At 53.6% G+C, this 17,279-nt stretch carries 16 protein-coding genes and 1 other RNA gene; 8 read left to right on the forward strand and 9 right to left on the reverse strand.

All coding sequences use genetic code 11. The features are described 5' to 3' along the window. Positions 1–21: 21 nt before the first annotated feature. The gene (locus FDX11_RS08570; protein WP_137349424.1) at positions 22–600 is read right to left on the reverse strand and encodes a YecA family protein; all 579 of its coding nucleotides are present in this window, start codon (positions 598–600) and stop codon (positions 22–24) included. A 167-nt stretch (positions 601–767) separates the two neighbouring features. Between FDX11_RS08570 and zapA the strand changes: the two genes are divergently transcribed. From zapA to FDX11_RS08585, 3 genes are all read left to right on the forward strand, one after another. Further along, positions 768–1,097: a cell division protein ZapA gene (gene zapA / locus FDX11_RS08575; protein WP_003026980.1), complete on the forward strand. Its 330-nt coding sequence runs from the start codon at positions 768–770 to the stop codon at positions 1,095–1,097. Between the two features lie 41 nt (positions 1,098–1,138). Next, a non-coding RNA gene (ssrS, locus tag FDX11_RS08580) (6S RNA) lies at positions 1,139–1,322 on the forward strand. Between the two features lie 19 nt (positions 1,323–1,341). Next, positions 1,342–1,938 (forward strand): 5-formyltetrahydrofolate cyclo-ligase, encoded by a 597-nt coding sequence (locus FDX11_RS08585; protein ID WP_042310896.1) that lies wholly within the window; start codon positions 1,342–1,344, stop codon positions 1,936–1,938. Between the two features lie 380 nt (positions 1,939–2,318). Here the strand turns inward: FDX11_RS08585 and serA are convergent, their stop codons facing one another. Further along, on the reverse strand, positions 2,319–3,551 hold the full coding sequence (serA, locus tag FDX11_RS08590; protein ID WP_006686878.1) for a phosphoglycerate dehydrogenase: 1,233 nt from the start codon (positions 3,549–3,551) through the stop codon (positions 2,319–2,321). A gap of 270 nt (positions 3,552–3,821) precedes the next feature. Beyond that, positions 3,822–4,481 (reverse strand): ribose-5-phosphate isomerase RpiA, encoded by a 660-nt coding sequence (rpiA, locus tag FDX11_RS08595; protein ID WP_016154364.1) that lies wholly within the window; start codon positions 4,479–4,481, stop codon positions 3,822–3,824. 170 nt (positions 4,482–4,651) lie between these two features. Between rpiA and argP the strand changes: the two genes are divergently transcribed. From argP to FDX11_RS08620, 5 genes are all read left to right on the forward strand, one after another. Then, positions 4,652–5,545: a DNA-binding transcriptional regulator ArgP gene (argP, locus tag FDX11_RS08600; RefSeq protein ID WP_032940465.1), complete on the forward strand. Its 894-nt coding sequence runs from the start codon at positions 4,652–4,654 to the stop codon at positions 5,543–5,545. Between the two features lie 222 nt (positions 5,546–5,767). Then, entirely contained in the window at positions 5,768–7,912 is a 2,145-nt protein-coding gene (scpA, locus tag FDX11_RS08605; RefSeq protein WP_061382428.1) for a methylmalonyl-CoA mutase, read from the forward strand. Continuing rightward, the gene (gene meaB, locus FDX11_RS08610; protein WP_042310901.1) at positions 7,905–8,900 is read left to right on the forward strand and encodes a methylmalonyl Co-A mutase-associated GTPase MeaB; all 996 of its coding nucleotides are present in this window, start codon (positions 7,905–7,907) and stop codon (positions 8,898–8,900) included. The genes scpA and meaB overlap by 8 nt, the downstream gene beginning before the upstream one ends. Positions 8,901–8,910: 10 nt before the next feature. Then, positions 8,911–9,696, forward strand: coding sequence for a methylmalonyl-CoA decarboxylase (gene scpB, locus FDX11_RS08615; RefSeq protein ID WP_061382429.1), 786 nt, complete (start codon positions 8,911–8,913; stop codon positions 9,694–9,696). A 24-nt stretch (positions 9,697–9,720) separates the two neighbouring features. After that, a complete protein-coding gene (locus FDX11_RS08620) occupies positions 9,721–11,187 on the forward strand; it encodes an acetyl-CoA hydrolase/transferase family protein (protein WP_137397757.1) in 1,467 nt (488 codons plus the stop codon). Here FDX11_RS08620 and FDX11_RS08625 read toward each other — a convergent pair. From FDX11_RS08625 to pgk, 6 genes are all read right to left on the reverse strand, one after another. Beyond that, positions 11,184–12,080 carry a LysR family transcriptional regulator gene (locus tag FDX11_RS08625; protein WP_042310905.1) on the reverse strand — a complete coding sequence of 299 codons (897 nt, stop codon included), beginning with the start codon at positions 12,078–12,080 and terminating at the stop codon, positions 11,184–11,186. The genes FDX11_RS08620 and FDX11_RS08625 overlap by 4 nt on opposite strands. Before the next feature lie 122 nt (positions 12,081–12,202). Next, the gene (locus FDX11_RS08630; protein ID WP_003027002.1) at positions 12,203–12,949 is read right to left on the reverse strand and encodes an oxidative stress defense protein; all 747 of its coding nucleotides are present in this window, start codon (positions 12,947–12,949) and stop codon (positions 12,203–12,205) included. A 93-nt stretch (positions 12,950–13,042) separates the two neighbouring features. Further along, a complete protein-coding gene (argO, locus tag FDX11_RS08635) occupies positions 13,043–13,678 on the reverse strand; it encodes an arginine exporter ArgO (RefSeq protein ID WP_038642859.1) in 636 nt (211 codons plus the stop codon). A gap of 205 nt (positions 13,679–13,883) precedes the next feature. After that, positions 13,884–14,744: a small-conductance mechanosensitive channel MscS gene (locus tag FDX11_RS08640; RefSeq protein ID WP_042310907.1), complete on the reverse strand. Its 861-nt coding sequence runs from the start codon at positions 14,742–14,744 to the stop codon at positions 13,884–13,886. A gap of 191 nt (positions 14,745–14,935) precedes the next feature. Continuing rightward, positions 14,936–16,015 carry a class II fructose-bisphosphate aldolase gene (gene fbaA / locus FDX11_RS08645; RefSeq protein WP_038633542.1) on the reverse strand — a complete coding sequence of 360 codons (1,080 nt, stop codon included), beginning with the start codon at positions 16,013–16,015 and terminating at the stop codon, positions 14,936–14,938. 88 nt (positions 16,016–16,103) lie between these two features. Next, positions 16,104–17,267, reverse strand: coding sequence for a phosphoglycerate kinase (gene pgk, locus FDX11_RS08650; RefSeq protein WP_006686863.1), 1,164 nt, complete (start codon positions 17,265–17,267; stop codon positions 16,104–16,106). Positions 17,268–17,279: the final 12 nt, after the last annotated feature.

Genomic DNA, 17,279 nt, shown 5'->3' on the forward strand with positions numbered 1-17,279 from the left:
CTCTCCTTGGCGTTGTTGTATTTAGTGCAGAGTCGGTTTGCGGACTTCCGGCGCCGTAGGCTGCTGACGCGTAAACGTGTCATGGCACAGCAAGGCGGCTACGCGCACGTATTCGATGATCTCTTCGAGCGACATTTCCAGCTCTTCCTGATCTTCGTCTTCGTCATATCCCAACTGAGCGATATTGCGCAGGTCGTCAATCGCTTCACCGGTTTCGCCGGTCACTTTGTCGAGCTTAGGCTGCGTAACGCCGAGACCCAGCAGAAAGTGGTTTACCCAGCCAGCCAGCGCATCGGCGCGATCGAACACGCTGACGTCATCACCTTCAGGCAGAAAAAGCTGAAAAAGGAAGCCGTCGTCCTCAAGGGCATCGCTGGTAGCAGAGTGCATTTTCAGCAGTGCCTGAGCCAGCTCGTGACCAAAGGCCAGACCTTCGTTCGTCAGGTCGTGCAACAGCGGCTGCCATGAGCTGTCGTTGTTGCCACCACAAATCATCCCGCTGATTAAGCCGTGCATTTCGGCCGGGGTTAATCCAGCCCCTTGTTGGTTCAAAAACTGGCTAACTTCGCTGTAGCCAGGCATTTCGTTCTGTATAGACATAAGCATTCGTCATCAAAGGGAGGAATATTCATGATATGCTACCACTTTGGACCCTGGTGGACCAGAAAAGGGCTTGTATCTTGATACCAGGGTAGCTATAGTGTCGCCCCTTCGCGGACCCAAGGTCTGGAGACGAAGGCAGCGCAGTCAATCAGCAGGAAGGTGGCATGTCTGCACAACCCGTCGATATCCAAATATTTGGCCGTTCACTGCGAGTGAATTGCCCGCCTGAACAAAGGGATGCGTTGAATCAGGCTGCGGACGATCTCAATCAGCGATTGCAAGATCTGAAAGTTCGCACTAGAGTCACAAATACTGAGCAGTTGGTTTTCATCGCCGCGTTGAACATCAGCTATGAATTAACTCAGGAAAAAGCGAAGACGCGTGAGTACGCGGCGAGCATGGAACAACGTATTCGGATGCTGCAACAGACCATCGAACAAGCGTTGCTTGATCAGGGTCGCATAACCGAAAAAACGGGCCAAAACTTTGAATAACACTTTTCGGTTTACTGTGGTAGAGTGACCGTGAAGACAAAATTTCTCTGAGATGTTTGCAAGCGGGCCAGTCCCCTGAGCCGATATTTCATACCACAAGAATGTGGCGCTCCACGGTTGGTGAGCATGCTCGGCCCGTCCGAGAAGCCTTAAAACTGTGACGACGCATTCACCTTGAACCAAGGGTTCAAGGGTTACAGCCTGCGGCGGCATCTCGGAGATTCCCTTCTACCTGGCAACAGCCATGACACTACTTTCTGAACTCCCTTTATCCCGACAAGAAATACGCACACTGATTCGTCAGCGTCGCCGTGCGCTTACCAGCGATCAGCAACAACACTTTGGTCAGCAAGCCGCGACCAGAATGCTCAGTTTTCCCCCTGTTGTTCTTGCCCATACCGTAGCGGTGTTTCTCTCTTTCGATGGCGAACTCGACACCCAACCGCTGATCGAACAGCTGTGGCGAGCGGGTAAGCGCGTCTACCTTCCGGTTCTTCATCCCTTTAGCCCTGGCAACCTGCTGTTCCTGCACTATCATCCACAGAGTGCGCTGGTGACCAACCGCTTAAAGATCCAGGAGCCACGACTTGATGTCCGCGACGTATTGCCACTGGCAAAGCTGGATGTACTGGTTACGCCGTTAGTCGCGTTTGACGAGGATGGGCAGCGTCTGGGGATGGGCGGCGGATTTTATGACCGCACGTTGCAAAACTGGCAACAGCATAAGATCCAACCCGTGGGCTACGCACATGATTGCCAGTTAGTGGAAAAGCTGCCTGTCGAAGAGTGGGATATCCCACTGCCTGCGGTGGTGACACCATCCAAAATTTGGCAGTGGTAGCCGTTTTTTGCCGATTGACAGCGCCGTTTTTTTGACCTAAATTCCTCGGTGAAGGGTGAGGGAGGCGAACCTCCCTCCTGCGTACTCTCTGTTAATATGCTGGCGTAGCGATGATTAACAGGATCAGCAGCATGATGACGTATCTCATCATCGTCCCTTTCCTTTTTAGAGCCCCTGCTTCGGTAGGGGCTTTCCCGTTTCAGCACTATGCTGAGCCCCTATCGTAAATTTCTTTTAGTGCTGTACAACACGCAGCACTGCCTTTAGTTGCCAATTGCGGCAAGGCTCGAAAACAGAATGTATGCGTTACAGAAAGAAATTTTGAGGCCGGGAAATCAGAGGAAGGATGGGCAGGTCATCGCCTGCCCATTTAGAGGAAATTAGTACAGCAGACGGGCGCGAATGGTTCCCGGAAGGGCTTTCATCGCCAGCAGCGCTTTTTCCGCCACATCTTCATCCGCTTCAATATCGATAACCACGTAACCTACCTGTGCGGAAGTCTGCAGATACTGCGCAGCAATGTTGACGCCCTGCTCGGCAAAAATCTGGTTCAGCGCGGTCAGAACGCCAGGACGGTTTTCGTGAATGTGCATCAGACGACGACCACCATGCAGCGGCAGCGAAACTTCCGGGAAGTTAACCGCAGACAGCGTGGAGCCGTTGTCGGAATACTTGATCAGTTTCCCCGCCACTTCCAGACCGATATTTTCCTGCGCTTCCAGCGTGGAACCACCAATATGCGGCGTCAGGATCACGTTGTCGAAATCACACAGCGGCGAAGTGAACGGATCGCTGTTCGTTGCCGGTTCGGTTGGGAAAACGTCAATTGCCGCCCCTGCCAGGTGCTTGGTCGCTAACGCGTCGCACAGGGCTGGAATATCAACCACCGTACCGCGCGCGGCGTTAATCAGCAGCGCGCCCGGTTTCATCAGCGAAATCTCACGCGCGCCCATCAGGTTTTTGGTAGAGGCATTTTCCGGCACGTGCAGACTCACCACGTCGCTCATATTGAGCAGATCGGAAAGATGCTGAACCTGCGTGGCGTTACCCAGCGGAAGTTTATTTTCAATATCATAGAAATAGACATGCATCCCCAGCGATTCCGCCAGAATGCCTAACTGAGTACCAATGTGCCCGTAGCCGATGATCCCCAGTTTTTTGCCGCGCGCTTCAAAAGAGCCAGTAGCCAGTTTATTCCACACGCCGCGGTGCGCTTTGGCGTTCGCTTCTGGTACGCCGCGTAACAGTAGCAGCAGTTCACCAATCACCAGTTCAGCAACGGAGCGAGTGTTAGAGAATGGCGCGTTAAACACCGGGATCCCGCGCTTTGCCGCAGCGCTAAGATCAACCTGGTTGGTGCCGATGCAGAAGCAACCAATCGCGACCAGTTTTTCTGCGGCGGCAATTACATCTTCAGTCAGATGGGTACGGGATCGCAGGCCAATGAAGTGGGCATCACGGATGGACTCTTTCAGTTGTTCGGTGTCCAGAGCGCCTTTGTGAAACTCGATGTTGGTATAACCTGCTGCACGAAGGCTTTCGAGTGCTTTTTGATGCACGCCTTCTACCAGCAGAAATTTAATCTTATCTTTCTCCAGTGATACCTTTGCCATTTCCCCGACCCTGTCTTTTTTGTTCAATCTGATGTGTTGTGTGTGGGATTTTCATCCGCCTCTTCAACATATCAAAAAATAATATTGCGGCAATATGAACGTTTGCGTCGTCATGCTGAGGAAATGTCATTCAGCGGGAAATGTCAGAGGAAAATACTGGCGATAACTTTTTCTTTGGAGAGATCGGCAGGGCAATATTGTAAACGTGACACAAGTCACCAAATTTGCCCTGCCAAATTTTTTTTAACGGGAGAAGACGCTCCCATCAGATCATTTTACGATAGTTTTCACGCCGTCTGGGGTACCGATCAGCGCGACATCCGCACCACGGTTAGCGAACAAACCTACGGTTACCACGCCCGGAATCGCATTGATGGCGTTTTCCAGCGCGATGGCGTCGAGGATTTCCAGACCGTGCACATCAAGGATCACGTTACCATTGTCAGTTACCACGCCCTGACGGTATTCAGGACGACCGCCCAGCTTCACCAACTGGCGAGCCACTGCGCTACGCGCCATTGGGATAACTTCTACCGGCAACGGGAAGTTACCGAGAATATCGACTTCTTTGGACGCGTCAGCGATGCAGATAAATTTCTTCGCCACGGAAGCAATGATTTTTTCACGGGTCAACGCTGCGCCACCGCCTTTAATCATCTGCATATGGCCGTTGATTTCATCTGCGCCGTCAACGTAGACGCCGAGGCTGTCCACTTCGTTAAGATCGAACACGTGGATGCCAAGGCTTTTGAGTTTTTCGGTCGAGGCGTCAGAACTGGACACCGCGCCTTCAATCTGACCTTTCATTGTGCCCAGCGCATCAATAAAGTGTGCGGCTGTTGAACCTGTACCTACGCCCACAATGGTACCGGGCTGTACATACTGAAGTGCCGCCCATCCTACTGCTTTTTTCAGTTCATCCTGCGTCATGATCGTTTCGCCTGTGGTGTGAATATGGTGGGAAAATTCACGCGCATTATAGAACATTGTGCAGAAAAATGTCCCCACACCCGCTACCAGGTGGCTGATTTCGTCTTTACCCAACCCAAATTTGTGTCATAGTGCAGAACAAGCAAAAATTTCAGGAGTGCGCCAAAGCAATGAAACGTCCGGACTACAGAACACTACAAGCACTGGATGCGGTTATTCGTGAACGAGGATTTGAGCGCGCGGCGCAAAAGCTGTGCATCACGCAATCCGCCGTTTCACAGCGCATAAAACAGCTTGAGAATATGTTCGGACAGCCGCTGCTGGTGCGTACCGTACCGCCTCGCCCTACTGAACAAGGGCAGAAACTCCTGGCGCTTTTACGCCAGGTTGAACTGCTGGAAGATGAGTGGCTGGGTGATGAGCAAACTGGCTCCACGCCGCTGCTGCTTTCGCTGGCGGTGAACGCCGACAGTCTGGCGACCTGGTTGCTTCCGGCGCTGGCCCCGGTACTGGCTAATTCGCCGATTCGCCTGAACCTGCAGGTTGAGGATGAAACGCGCACCCAGGAACGTCTGCGCCGTGGTGAAGTGGTCGGTGCGGTGAGTATTCAACATCAGGCTCTGCCAAGCTGTCTGGTGGATAAACTTGGCGCGCTGGATTACCTGTTTGTGGGTTCAAAAGCGTTCGCCGAGCGCTATTTCCCCAACGGCGTCACCCGCTCTGCACTACTGAAAGCTCCGGCGGTGGCGTTTGACCATCTTGATGATATGCATCAGGCGTTCCTGCAACAAAACTTCGATCTGCCGCCAGGCAGCGTGCCGTGCCATATCGTTAACTCATCAGAAGCCTTCGTCCAGTTGGCCCGTCAGGGCACGACCTGCTGCATGATCCCGCACTTACAGATAGAAAAAGAGCTGGAAAGCGGTGAGCTTATCGACTTGACGCCGGGCCTGTTCCAGCGTCGGATGTTGTACTGGCACCGTTTTGCGCCGGAAAGCCGCATGATGCGCAACGTTACCGACGCGCTGCTGGCTTACGGTCACAACGTACTGCGTCAGGATTAATTCCCCATATGAATGCCGGGTGGGCTTTGCCGATCCGGCATTTATGACTCTATCGCCTTTTCATGCTATTCCCGCCACGTCTTTGAAATACATCACAAAATAAAACATACCACGCGGCAAAAAACGACGCCCAGTTGGCTATTTTTTGCTGGCGACAAGCCAAATGAAAAAGCTCACCGTATCTCGTAAAGATTCAACTTATTGCGTAATACGGAGCAAAAAATGGCTAACGTGCAAGAGTGGCAAACACTTGCCAATAAAGAACTCAGTCGACGGGAAAAAACCGTTGAGTCGCTGGAAAGACAGACGGCGGAAGGGATTGTCATCAAGCCGCTGTACACCGAGGCTGACCTCGATAATCTGGAAGTCACAGGCACCCTGCCCGGCCTGCCACCTTACGTGCGCGGTCCACGCGCCACCATGTATACCGCGCAGCCGTGGACCATCCGCCAGTATGCCGGTTTCTCTACCGCCAAAGAATCCAACGCCTTTTACCGCCGCAACCTCGCCGCCGGACAAAAAGGGCTTTCCGTTGCCTTTGACCTTGCCACCCACCGCGGCTATGACTCTGACAACCCGCGCGTGGCGGGCGATGTCGGCAAAGCGGGCGTGGCGATCGATACCGTCGAAGATATGAAGGTGCTGTTTGATCAGATCCCGCTGGATAAGATGTCGGTGTCGATGACGATGAACGGCGCGGTGCTGCCGGTACTGGCGTTTTATATCGTCGCGGCTGAGGAGCAAGGCGTAACGCCGGAACAGCTCACCGGGACCATTCAGAACGATATTCTGAAAGAGTATCTGTGCCGCAACACCTACATTTATCCACCAAAGCCTTCAATGCGCATCATCGCCGACATCATCGCCTGGTGCTCCGCCAATATGCCGCGCTATAACACCATCAGTATCAGCGGTTATCACATGGGGGAAGCCGGAGCGAACTGCGTCCAGCAGGTGGCGTTTACGCTGGCTGACGGCATTGAGTACATCAAAGCCGCACTGTCTGCCGGGCTGAAAATTGATGACTTCGCCCCGCGTCTGTCATTCTTCTTCGGTATCGGCATGGATCTGTTTATGAACGTCGCCATGCTGCGCGCGGCTCGCTATTTGTGGAGTGAAGCCGTCAGCGGTTTTGGCGCAACCAACCCGAAATCTCTCGCTCTCCGTACCCACTGCCAGACCTCCGGCTGGAGTCTGACCGAACAGGATCCCTACAACAACGTGATCCGCACAACCATTGAAGCGCTCGGCGCCACGCTTGGCGGCACCCAGTCTCTGCATACCAACGCCTTTGATGAAGCGCTCGGTCTGCCCACCGATTTCTCCGCCCGCATCGCGCGTAATACGCAGATCATCATTCAGGAAGAGTCAGAGATCTGCCGCACCGTCGATCCGCTGGCCGGATCGTACTACGTCGAATCATTGACCGATCAAATCGTGAAGCAGGCGCGCACGATCATTAAACAAATTGATGAAGCGGGCGGCATGGCGAAGGCGATTGAAGCTGGACTCCCCAAACGAATGATTGAAGAGGCTTCGGCGCGCGAGCAGTCGCTGATCGACCAGGGTAAGCGCGTTATCGTCGGCGTGAACAAGTACAAGCTGGATAAAGAAGACGAAACGTCGGTACTGGAAATCGACAACGTGAAGGTGCGCAACGAACAGATTGCTTCACTACAACATATCCGCGCCACTCGCGACAATGATGCCGTCAACGCCGCGCTGACGGCGCTGACCCACGCCGCGCAGCATAATGAAAATCTGCTGGCCGCCGCCGTTAACGCCGCCCGCGTTCGCGCCACGCTCGGTGAGATCTCCGACGCGCTGGAAGCCGCTTTTGACCGCTATCTGGTGCCCAGCCAGTGCGTCACCGGCGTGATTGCGCAAAGCTATCACCAGTCCGACAAATCCGCCAATGAGTTCGACGCCATTGTTGCGCAAACCGAACAGTTCCTCGCGGAAAATGGTCGCCGACCTCGGATTCTGATCGCCAAGATGGGCCAGGATGGTCACGATCGCGGCGCGAAAGTGATCGCCAGCGCCTACTCCGATCTCGGCTTCGACGTCGATCTCAGTCCGATGTTCTCCACGCCAGAAGAGATCGCCCGTCTGGCGGTAGAAAACGATGTGCATGTCATAGGCGCATCGTCACTGGCTGCCGGGCATAAAACGTTGATCCCTGAACTGGTCACGGCGCTGAAAGGCTGGGGACGCGAAGATATCTGCGTGGTGGCAGGCGGTGTGATTCCACCCCAGGACTACGCCTTCCTGTACGAGCATGGCGTGGCCGCCATTTATGGCCCCGGCACACCGATGCTCGACAGCGTCCGCGATGTGTTGACCCGGATCAGTCAGCATCATGATTAACGCCGCCACGCTTGACGATGCCGTCCGGCGCTTGCGGCGCGGTGAACGGGCCACGCTTGCCCAGGCGATGACGCTGGTTGAGAGCAGCCACCCACGCCACCAGCCATTGAGTACGCAATTGCTGGACGCAATTATGCCGTTCACCGGTAACGCGCTGCGTCTGGGCATCACCGGCACGCCGGGCGCGGGCAAAAGCACCTTTCTGGAGGCGTTCGGTATGCTGTTGATCCGCCGGGGATTACGGGTGGCAGTGATCGCGGTCGATCCCAGTAGCCCCGTTAGCGGCGGCAGCATTCTTGGCGATAAAACCCGAATGACGGAACTGGCCCGTGCAGAATCGGCATTTATCCGCCCGGTGCCTTCCAGCGGTCATTTAGGCGGCGCCAGCCAGCGCGCCCGTGAATTAATGCTGTTGTGCGAGGCGGCGGGCTTTGACGTGGTGATTGTAGAAACCGTCGGCGTCGGGCAGTCAGAAACCGAAGTCGCCAGCATGGTGGATTGCTTTATCTCACTGCAAATTGCCGGCGGCGGTGACGATCTGCAGGGCATCAAAAAGGGCCTGATGGAGATGGCGGATCTGGTCGTCATCAACAAGGACGACGGTGATAACCGTAACCAGGTTGCCATCGCCCGCCATATGTACGAATCCGCTCTGCATATTCTGCGCCGCAAATATGACGAGTGGCAGCCGCAGGTTCTGGCCTGTAGCGCCCTGGAAAAACGTGGCATTGAGGAGATTTGGCAGGCGATAACCGACTTTAAAACGTGCCTTACCGTCAGCGGTCGACTGGAAAAAGTCCGCCAGCAGCAAGCGGTGGACTGGTTACACAAGCAGGCTGAAGAAGAAGCTTTGCATCTGCTATTTACCCGGACTGATTTCGACCGTTATTTCCAGCAGACGCTGCAGGCCGTCAAAAATAACGACCTTTCGCCGCGTACCGGTCTGCGTCACATCAGTGAATTTATCCAGCATCATTACTTTGAATAAAGAGAACATTATGTCTTATCAATACGTCAACGTAGTCATCATCCAGAAAGTCGCGGTTATTGAGTTCAATTACACCCGCAAACTCAATGCGCTGAGCAAAGTGTTTATCGACGATCTGATGCGGGCGCTTAGCGATCTTAATCGTCCGGAAATTCGCTGTATCATTCTGCGCGCCCCGAGCGGGGCCAAAGTGTTCTCTGCCGGACATGATATTCATGAACTCCCCTCCGGACGTCGCGATCCGCTCTCCTATGACGATCCGCTGCGCCAGATAACCCGCATGATCCAAAAATATCCAAAACCGGTGATCTCCATGGTCGAAGGCAGCGTCTGGGGCGGCGCGTTTGAGATGATCATGAGTTCCGATCTGATCATCGCCGCTGAAACCTCTACCTTCTCGATGACGCCGGTCAACCTCGGGGTACCGTATAACCTGGTCGGCATCCACAACCTGACCCGCGATGCCGGATTCCACATCGTGAAAGAGCTGATCTTTACCGCCTCGCCGATTACCGCTCAGCGTGCGATGGCCGTCGGGATCCTCAACCATGTGGTTCCTGTCGACGAACTGGAGGATTTCACTCTGCAAATGGCGCACCACATCTCGGAGAAAGCGCCGCTGGCCATCGCCGTCATTAAAGAAGAACTGCGCGTGCTGGGCGAAGCGCACACCATGAACTCAGACGAATTTGAGCGTATTCAGGGCATGCGCCGCGCGGTGTACGACAGCGAGGATTATCAGGAAGGGATGAACGCGTTTATGGAAAAACGTAAACCCAATTTTGTCGGCCATTAATCACGCTCGAGGAAGGAGACGGCCATGAAACGGATGAGTGCCGAAGAAGCGGCAGAAATTATCCAGCACGACGATATGGTGGCATTCAGCGGCTTTACCCCTGCGGGTTCGCCAAAAGCATTACCTAACGCAATTGCTCAACTCGCTTGCGAGCGGCATCAGGTCGGGCAGCCTTTTCAAATCCGCCTGCTGACCGGGGCATCAATTGGCGCTGCCGCTGATGATGCGTTATCCGCGGCGGATGCTGTTTCCTGGCGGGCTCCCTATCAAACATCATCGGGCCTGCGCGAGAAAATTAATCAGGGTCAGGTGAGGTTTGTCGATCTCCATTTGAGCGAAGTGGCGCAAATGGTCAATTATGGCTTTTTTGGCGATATCGATGTTGCCGTCATTGAAGCCTCCGCCATTGCGCCAGATGGTCGGATTTGGCTTTCCAGCGGCATCGGCAACGCGCCGACCTGGCTGCTGCGGGCGAAAAAGGTGATTATCGAGCTGAATCATTACCATAACCCGCGCGTGGCGGAGTTTGCCGACATTGTGATACCCGGCGCACCGCCGCGGCGAAACAGCGTACCGATTTTTCACACCATGGATCGCGTGGGCAGCCAGTGTGTGCAGATAGACCCGAAAAAAATTATCGCGGTCGTGGATACCGAACTTCCCGATGCCGGAAATGCCGCGGATAAAAGCAACCCGGTCAGCCAGCAAATTGCCGATAACGTGGTGACATTTCTGCTGGCGGAAATGGCGCACAAACGCATCCCAGCGGAATTCCTGCCCTTACAAAGCGGCGTGGGCAATATCAACAACGCGGTAATGGCGCGACTGGGCGAGAACCCGGATATTCCACCCTTTATGATGTATTCCGAGGTATTGCAAGAATCTGTGGTGCATCTGCTGGAAACGGGCAAGATAACCGGCGCCAGTGCCTCCAGTTTGACTATTTCAGCCCCGTCGTTGCAGAAGATTTACGACAACATGGACTTCTTCGCCAGCCGGGTTGTGCTGCGCCCGCAGGAGATTTCCAATAACCCGGAAATCATTCGTCGGCTGGGCGTCATTGCGCTCAATGTCGGTCTGGAGTTTGACATCTACGGTCATGCCAATTCCACACACGTAGCAGGTGTAAACCTGATGAACGGCATTGGCGGCAGCGGCGATTTCGAGCGCAACGCCTACCTGTCTATTTTTATGGCGCCGTCGATTGCCAAAGGCGGGAAAATCTCCACCATCGTGCCGATGTGCAGCCATGTCGATCACAGCGAACATAGCGTCAAAGTGATCGTCACCGAACAGGGAATTGCCGATCTGCGTGGGTTATCTCCGATGCAGCGGGCGCACACGATTATCGATAACTGTGCGCATCCTCTGTATCGGGACTACCTGCACCGCTATCTGGAGAAAGCGCCCGGCGGGCATATCCATCACGATCTCAGCCATGCGTTCGATCTGCATCGTAACCTGATCGAAACCGGATCGATGCTCGGTTAACTTGCCGTACCCTCACGATCTTCAGCAATATGCTGAAGCATCGTGGCGGTATAACGATGGTTTTTCAGCGAATAGAGAAACTCCTGCATATACATAGGACTGCCGGGCGCATCGAAATATTTCAACGTCGAGGGGTTAACCAGTCGCCAGGCAAAATGAGGGATCACCGTCAAAAACTGTCCGCGCTCCACCGCGCTAATCTTGGCCATAAAGCTGTACGGACGGTAGATAATCGTCGGATGAATTCCGCATGGCCGCATGTAAGCATCGAGCATTGCCTCAAAGTTGGCGCGATTCTGGAAGCGCATTTGTAGCCAGGGCAGCTCGCGCAGCAGCTCCTGCGGCTGTTTTTCCTCGTAGCGCCGGGAAACGAGAAACCCCAGACGCAGCGGAGACAGCTCGCTAATCGCCAGATTTTCCAGTTCCTGCACGCGAGGGGAAACGTGCTGCGGTGAGATAATAAAATCCAGTTTCCGGTCGAACAGGTTATCGATCACCCCATTCTCGCTGAATTCAACGGCCTGGGCCGTTACGCCATCGTACTTGTCGCCAAGGCTAATCAACTGGTCGAAAATAATCGTTGGATAGGTATTGTCGATGCCGATGACGATTTCTCGCGAGCGGCGAGAGGCGTTATGAATTTCGTTATCAATAGCGGAGAGACGCTGATAAACAGGGAACAGTTTCTGATACAACTCCTGCCCGGCTTTATTCAGACTGATGTTGTTATCTTTGCGGGTAAACAGCGTATAGCCGATTTGATCTTCCAGTGCGGCAATGCTTTTACCGAAAGGTGATGCGGTCATATGGATTTTTTCTGCCGCTCTGGCGATGTTATTGGTTTGCGCCAGCAGAATGAAATTACGCATCTTTTTCGAGATAAAAATATCCATAGCGTCCCCTTAAAAATCGCTATGGCCTATCCTCATTACGCCGAAAAAAAAGACTGGATGTAAGATCTCATTTTTACAGTTACACACAGAAAAAACCCGACTGGAAAGCCGGGTTTGAAAGATTACTGGGTTTTGGCAGGAGTTGCTGCCGGCTGCCCCGCCGTCGGTTCAATCTGGAAGACCACATCAACCTGATCGTCAAACTGAATAACCGGCTGTTCGTAGGTTTCCTGAGCGGATGCCGCAGGCGCTGCATCTGCTTTCATCATCCGTACCATCGGGCTCGGCTGATAATTGGACACGTGGTAGCGCACACTATAAACGGGTCCCAGTTTGCTGTTAAAGCCCGCCGCCAGCTGTTCAGCCTGATGAATTGCATCATCAATTGCCGCTTTACGCGCCTTATCTTTGTAGGCATCCGGTTGGGCGACGCCAAGCGATACCGAACGGATCTCATTCAGACCGGCCTTAAGTGCGCCATCAAGCAGAGCGTTGAGTTTGTCCAGCTGACGCAGCGTCACTTCAACGGTACGCACCGCACGATAGCCTTTGAGGATGCTTTTGCCGTTCTGGTAATCGTAGTCCGGCTGCGTGCGCAGGTTGGCAGCGCTAATGTCTTTCTTCGCTATCTGATTCTGCTCAAGGAAGGACAGATATTGCGCCACGCGCTCATCGGCTTGCTTCTTCGCTGAAGCCGCATCCTTTGCAGCAACGTTCACTTCAATCGCCAGGGTGGCGATATCAGGCGTCGCATCCACGCTTGCCGTTCCGGAAGTCACGATGTGCGGTCCGTTTGGCAACTCATTTGCCTGTACCGATAGTGCGCTGAATCCGACTAATGCCGCCAGGGCCATTATTTTGAACTTCACGGTCGTTCCTCCATGTTTCATTAATTACCCCGAAACTCAGGGCACATGCAGGCAAGCTTAGCCGATCTCGCTGCGTTGTCCATCAGACAACACTTAGTTGAACAGCGCATGAACATGCGTAACACCTTCTTTTGCCAGCTGAAAAGCGATAAACCACATCACTAATCCTACTAAGATATTGATGATGCGCTGTGCTTTAGCCGTACGCAGACGCGGCGCCAGCCAGGCCGCCAGCAATGCCAGGCCAAAGAACCACAGGAACGAGGCGCTGACGGTACCCAGCGCAAACCAGCGCTTAGGCTCAACGTCCAGTTGACCACCCAGACTCCCCAACACCACAAAGGTGTCCAGATAAACGTGTGGGTTGAGCCAGGTCACCGCCAGCATCGTGGCGATGATTTTCCAGCGTCCTTGCTTCATTACTTCAGCACTGGCCAGTTCCAGATTACTGCTCATGGCCGTTTTTAACGCGCCGAAACCGTACCAGAGTAAAAATGCGACCCCGCCCCAGGTGACCAGCGCCATCAGCCACGGCGACTGCATCAGCAAGGCGCTACCGCCGAAGATCCCCGCGCAAATCAGCACCAGATCGCTGATGGCGCAGAGTAATGCAATCATAATGTGATACTGGCGACGAATGCCCTGATTCATCACGAAGGCGTTTTGCGGACCAAGCGGAAGTATCATGGCCGCACCAAGCGCAAGCCCTTGAAAGTAATACGATAACACGTTTTTATCCCGTACTGTTTCTCTTAGGAGCAGACTATAGCGCGGGAGAATCATTAGCGGAAATGGATAATTTTAATCGCGTATTAGAGGAATTAATGAGAGGTTCTTTGCCGGATGTCAGCTAACGCCTTTCCGGCTTACAGTATAGAAATCTGACCAGGCCGGATAAGCGAAGCGCCATCCGGCACCGTGGTGCAGAAAAAGATTACTCTGCCACGTTCTCTTTCACACGCTTGAAGTTCACATCCATCTGCGGATACGGGAAGCTGATGCCGTTGGCGTCAAACTCGCGTTTAATACGCTCCAGTACGTCCCAGTAGACGCTTTGCAGATCGCTGCTGTTGCTCCAGACGCGTACAACAAAATTAATCGAAGAAGCACCCAGCTCATTCAGGCGCACCGTCATTTCACGATCTTTAAGGATGCGCTCGTCGGATTGGATGATATCGGTGAGGATTTTCTTTACCTGATCGATATCGGAATCGTAGGCCACGCCGATAATGAATTCGTTACGGCGAACCGGTTCGCGAGAGAAGTTAATGATGTTCCCGGCAATGATTTTACCGTTTGGGATCACCACAATCTTACCGTCTACGGTACGCATGGTGGTGGAGAAAATCTGCACGTTAAGTACGGTTCCCGCCACGCCGCCGAGGTCTACATACTCACCCGCCCGGAACGGACGGAACATTACCAACAGCACGCCTGCGGCAAGGTTGGACAGCGAACCTTGCAATGCCAGACCAACGGCTAAACCTGCGGCACCGAGAACGGCGATTACGGAGGCGGTTTGCACCCCAACGCGGCCCAGCGCGGCAATCAGCGTGAAAGCGATAATACCGTAGCGCACCAGTGCGGAGAGAAAATCGGCAACCGTTGCATCAATTTTCCGCGCCACCATCAGGCGGTTAACGGTGTTTGATACGATACGCGCCACAATCATACCGATGATAACAATGGCGATGGCCGCAACGATGTTGACGGCATAGCTCAACAGCAGTTCCTGATTGCGGACCAGCCAGGTGCCCGCCCCGTTTATGCTGTCGACAACATTCAAATCTTCCATTTACTATTCCTTTTTTGCTTACCCAAATGGGAAAAATAAAGCCGCCCCGCCGGGACTGGCAATCTGACAAGAGTAAACAATAAACCTGATTTTTGCCAAACAGATCACAGAAATCTCTGCCAGCAGCCTGTTGAAATGGCAATAAAAAAGGCCCGCATTGGCGGGCCTCATGTCACATAGAACGGCGTAAATTACAGAACGTCAACCGCGTTCAGTTCTTTGAAAGCCTGTTCCAGACGGGTGATCATGCTTGTCTGACCAGCACGCAGCCAAACGCGCGGATCGTAGTATTTCTTGTTCGGCTGATCTTCGCCTTTCGGGTTACCCAACTGGCCCTGCAGGTAAGCTTCGTTTGCTTTGTAGTAGTTCAGAACACCTTCCCAGGTCGCCCATTGGGTATCGGTATCGATGTTCATTTTCACTACGCCGTAGCTTACGGAGTCTTTGATTTCCTGAGCAGTAGAACCGGAACCGCCGTGGAAGACGAAGTTCAGGCTGTTGTGCGGCAGGTTATGTTTCTTAGAAACATAGTCCTGAGAGTCGCGCAGGATGGTCGGGGTCAGAACCACGTTACCCGGCTTGTAAACGCCGTGTACGTTACCGAAGGAAGCTGCGATGGTGAAACGCGGGCTGATTTTGCTCAGCTCGGTGTATGCATAATCAACGTCTTCCGGCTGGGTGTACAGTGCAGAAGCGTCCATGTGGCTGTTGTCCACGCCGTCTTCTTCGCCACCGGTGCAACCCAGTTCGATTTCCAGAGTCATGCCCATTTTGGACATGCGCGCCAGGTATTTGGAGCAGATTTCGATGTTCTCTTCCAGAGACTCTTCAGACAGGTCGATCATGTGAGAAGAGAACAGCGGTTTGCCGGTTGCTGCGAAGTGTTTTTCACCCGCGTCCAGCAGACCGTCGATCCACGGCAGCAGTTTCTTCGCGCAGTGGTCAGTGTGCAGGATAACCGGAACACCGTAGTGTTCAGCCATCTGGTGAACGTGATGCGCGCCAGAGATAGCACCCAGGATTGCAGCGCCCTGAGGCACGTCGGACTTCACGCCTTTACCCGCGATGAAAGAAGCACCACCGTTGGAGAACTGTACGATTACCGGCGCTTTAACTTTTGCAGCGGTTTCCAGTACGGCGTTGATGGAGTCGGTACCAACGCAGTTAACAGCTGGCAGAGCAAAGTTGTTTTCTTTAGCTACCTGGAAAACTTTCTGTACGTCATCACCAGTGATTACGCCTGGTTTTACGAAATCAAAAATTTTAGACATGTTGCGAGTCCTGTATCTTCGGCCTTGGAAAGGGCGCGCGCTCTAAAGCGCGCTAATAATTGGGCAGGTTTCCCTGCCCATTAAATGCTTACTTTTTAGCGCGCTCTTCGAGCATCGCTACTGCTGGCAGAACTTTGCCTTCCACGAATTCGAGGAATGCGCCGCCGCCAGTGGAGATGTAGGAGATTTTGTCAGCAATGCCGAACAGGTCGATTGCTGCCAGGGTATCGCCGCCGCCCGCGATGGAGAACGCTTCGCTGTCTGCGATAGCGTTAGCAACGATTTCAGTACCTTTACGGAAGTTCGGGAATTCGAACACGCCAACCGGGCCGTTCCACAGAATGGTTTTCGCATTCTTCAGGATTTCAGCCAGCTGCTGTGCAGAAGCGTCGCCGATATCCAGGATCTGCTCGTCTTCTTTCACATCGCTAACGGATTTCAGTGTCGCCGGCGCAGTTTCAGAGAACTCAGTCGCTACGCGAACATCGGTCGGAACCGGGATGTCGCAAGTGGTCAGCAGACGTTTTGCTTCGTCAACCAGGTCAGCTTCATACAGGGATTTACCGACGTTGTGGCCTTGAGCGGCAACGAAGGTGTTCGCGATACCACCGCCAACGATCAGCTGGTCAGCAATTTTAGACAGGGAATCCAGAACGGTCAGTTTGGTAGAAACTTTAGAGCCACCAACGATAGCCACCATCGGACGAGCCGGTTCTTTCAGCGCTTTGCCCAGCGCGTCCAGCTCAGCAGCCAGCAGAGGACCTGCGCAAGCAACATCAGCGAATTTACCGATACCGTGGGTAGAAGCCTGTGCACGGTGAGCCGTACCGAAAGCGTCCATCACGAATACGTCGCACAGCGCCGCATATTTTTTGGACAGAGCTTCGTCGTCTTTCTTCTCGCCTTTGTTGAAGCGAACGTTTTCCAGAACCACCAGCTCACCGGCAGCGACTTCAACGCCGTCCAGGTAATCTTTTACCAGGCGAACCGGAGCAGACAATTTGTCTTTCAGGTAGTTAACAACCGGCAGCAGAGAGAATTCTTCGTTGTACTCGCCTTCGGTAGGACGACCCAGGTGGGAAGTTACCATCACTTTAGCACCCTGCTTCAGGGCCAGTTCGATGGTCGGCAGGGAAGCACGGATACGCGCGTCGCTGGTTACTTTCCCTTCTTTAACTGGTACGTTCAGGTCGGCACGGATAAAAACGCGTTTACCAGCCAGATCCAGATCGGTCATCTTAATTACAGACATGGTGAATCCTCT

The organism is Citrobacter sp. wls714, from assembly GCF_005281025.1.
Classification (GTDB): Bacteria; Pseudomonadota; Gammaproteobacteria; order Enterobacterales; family Enterobacteriaceae; genus Citrobacter; species Citrobacter werkmanii.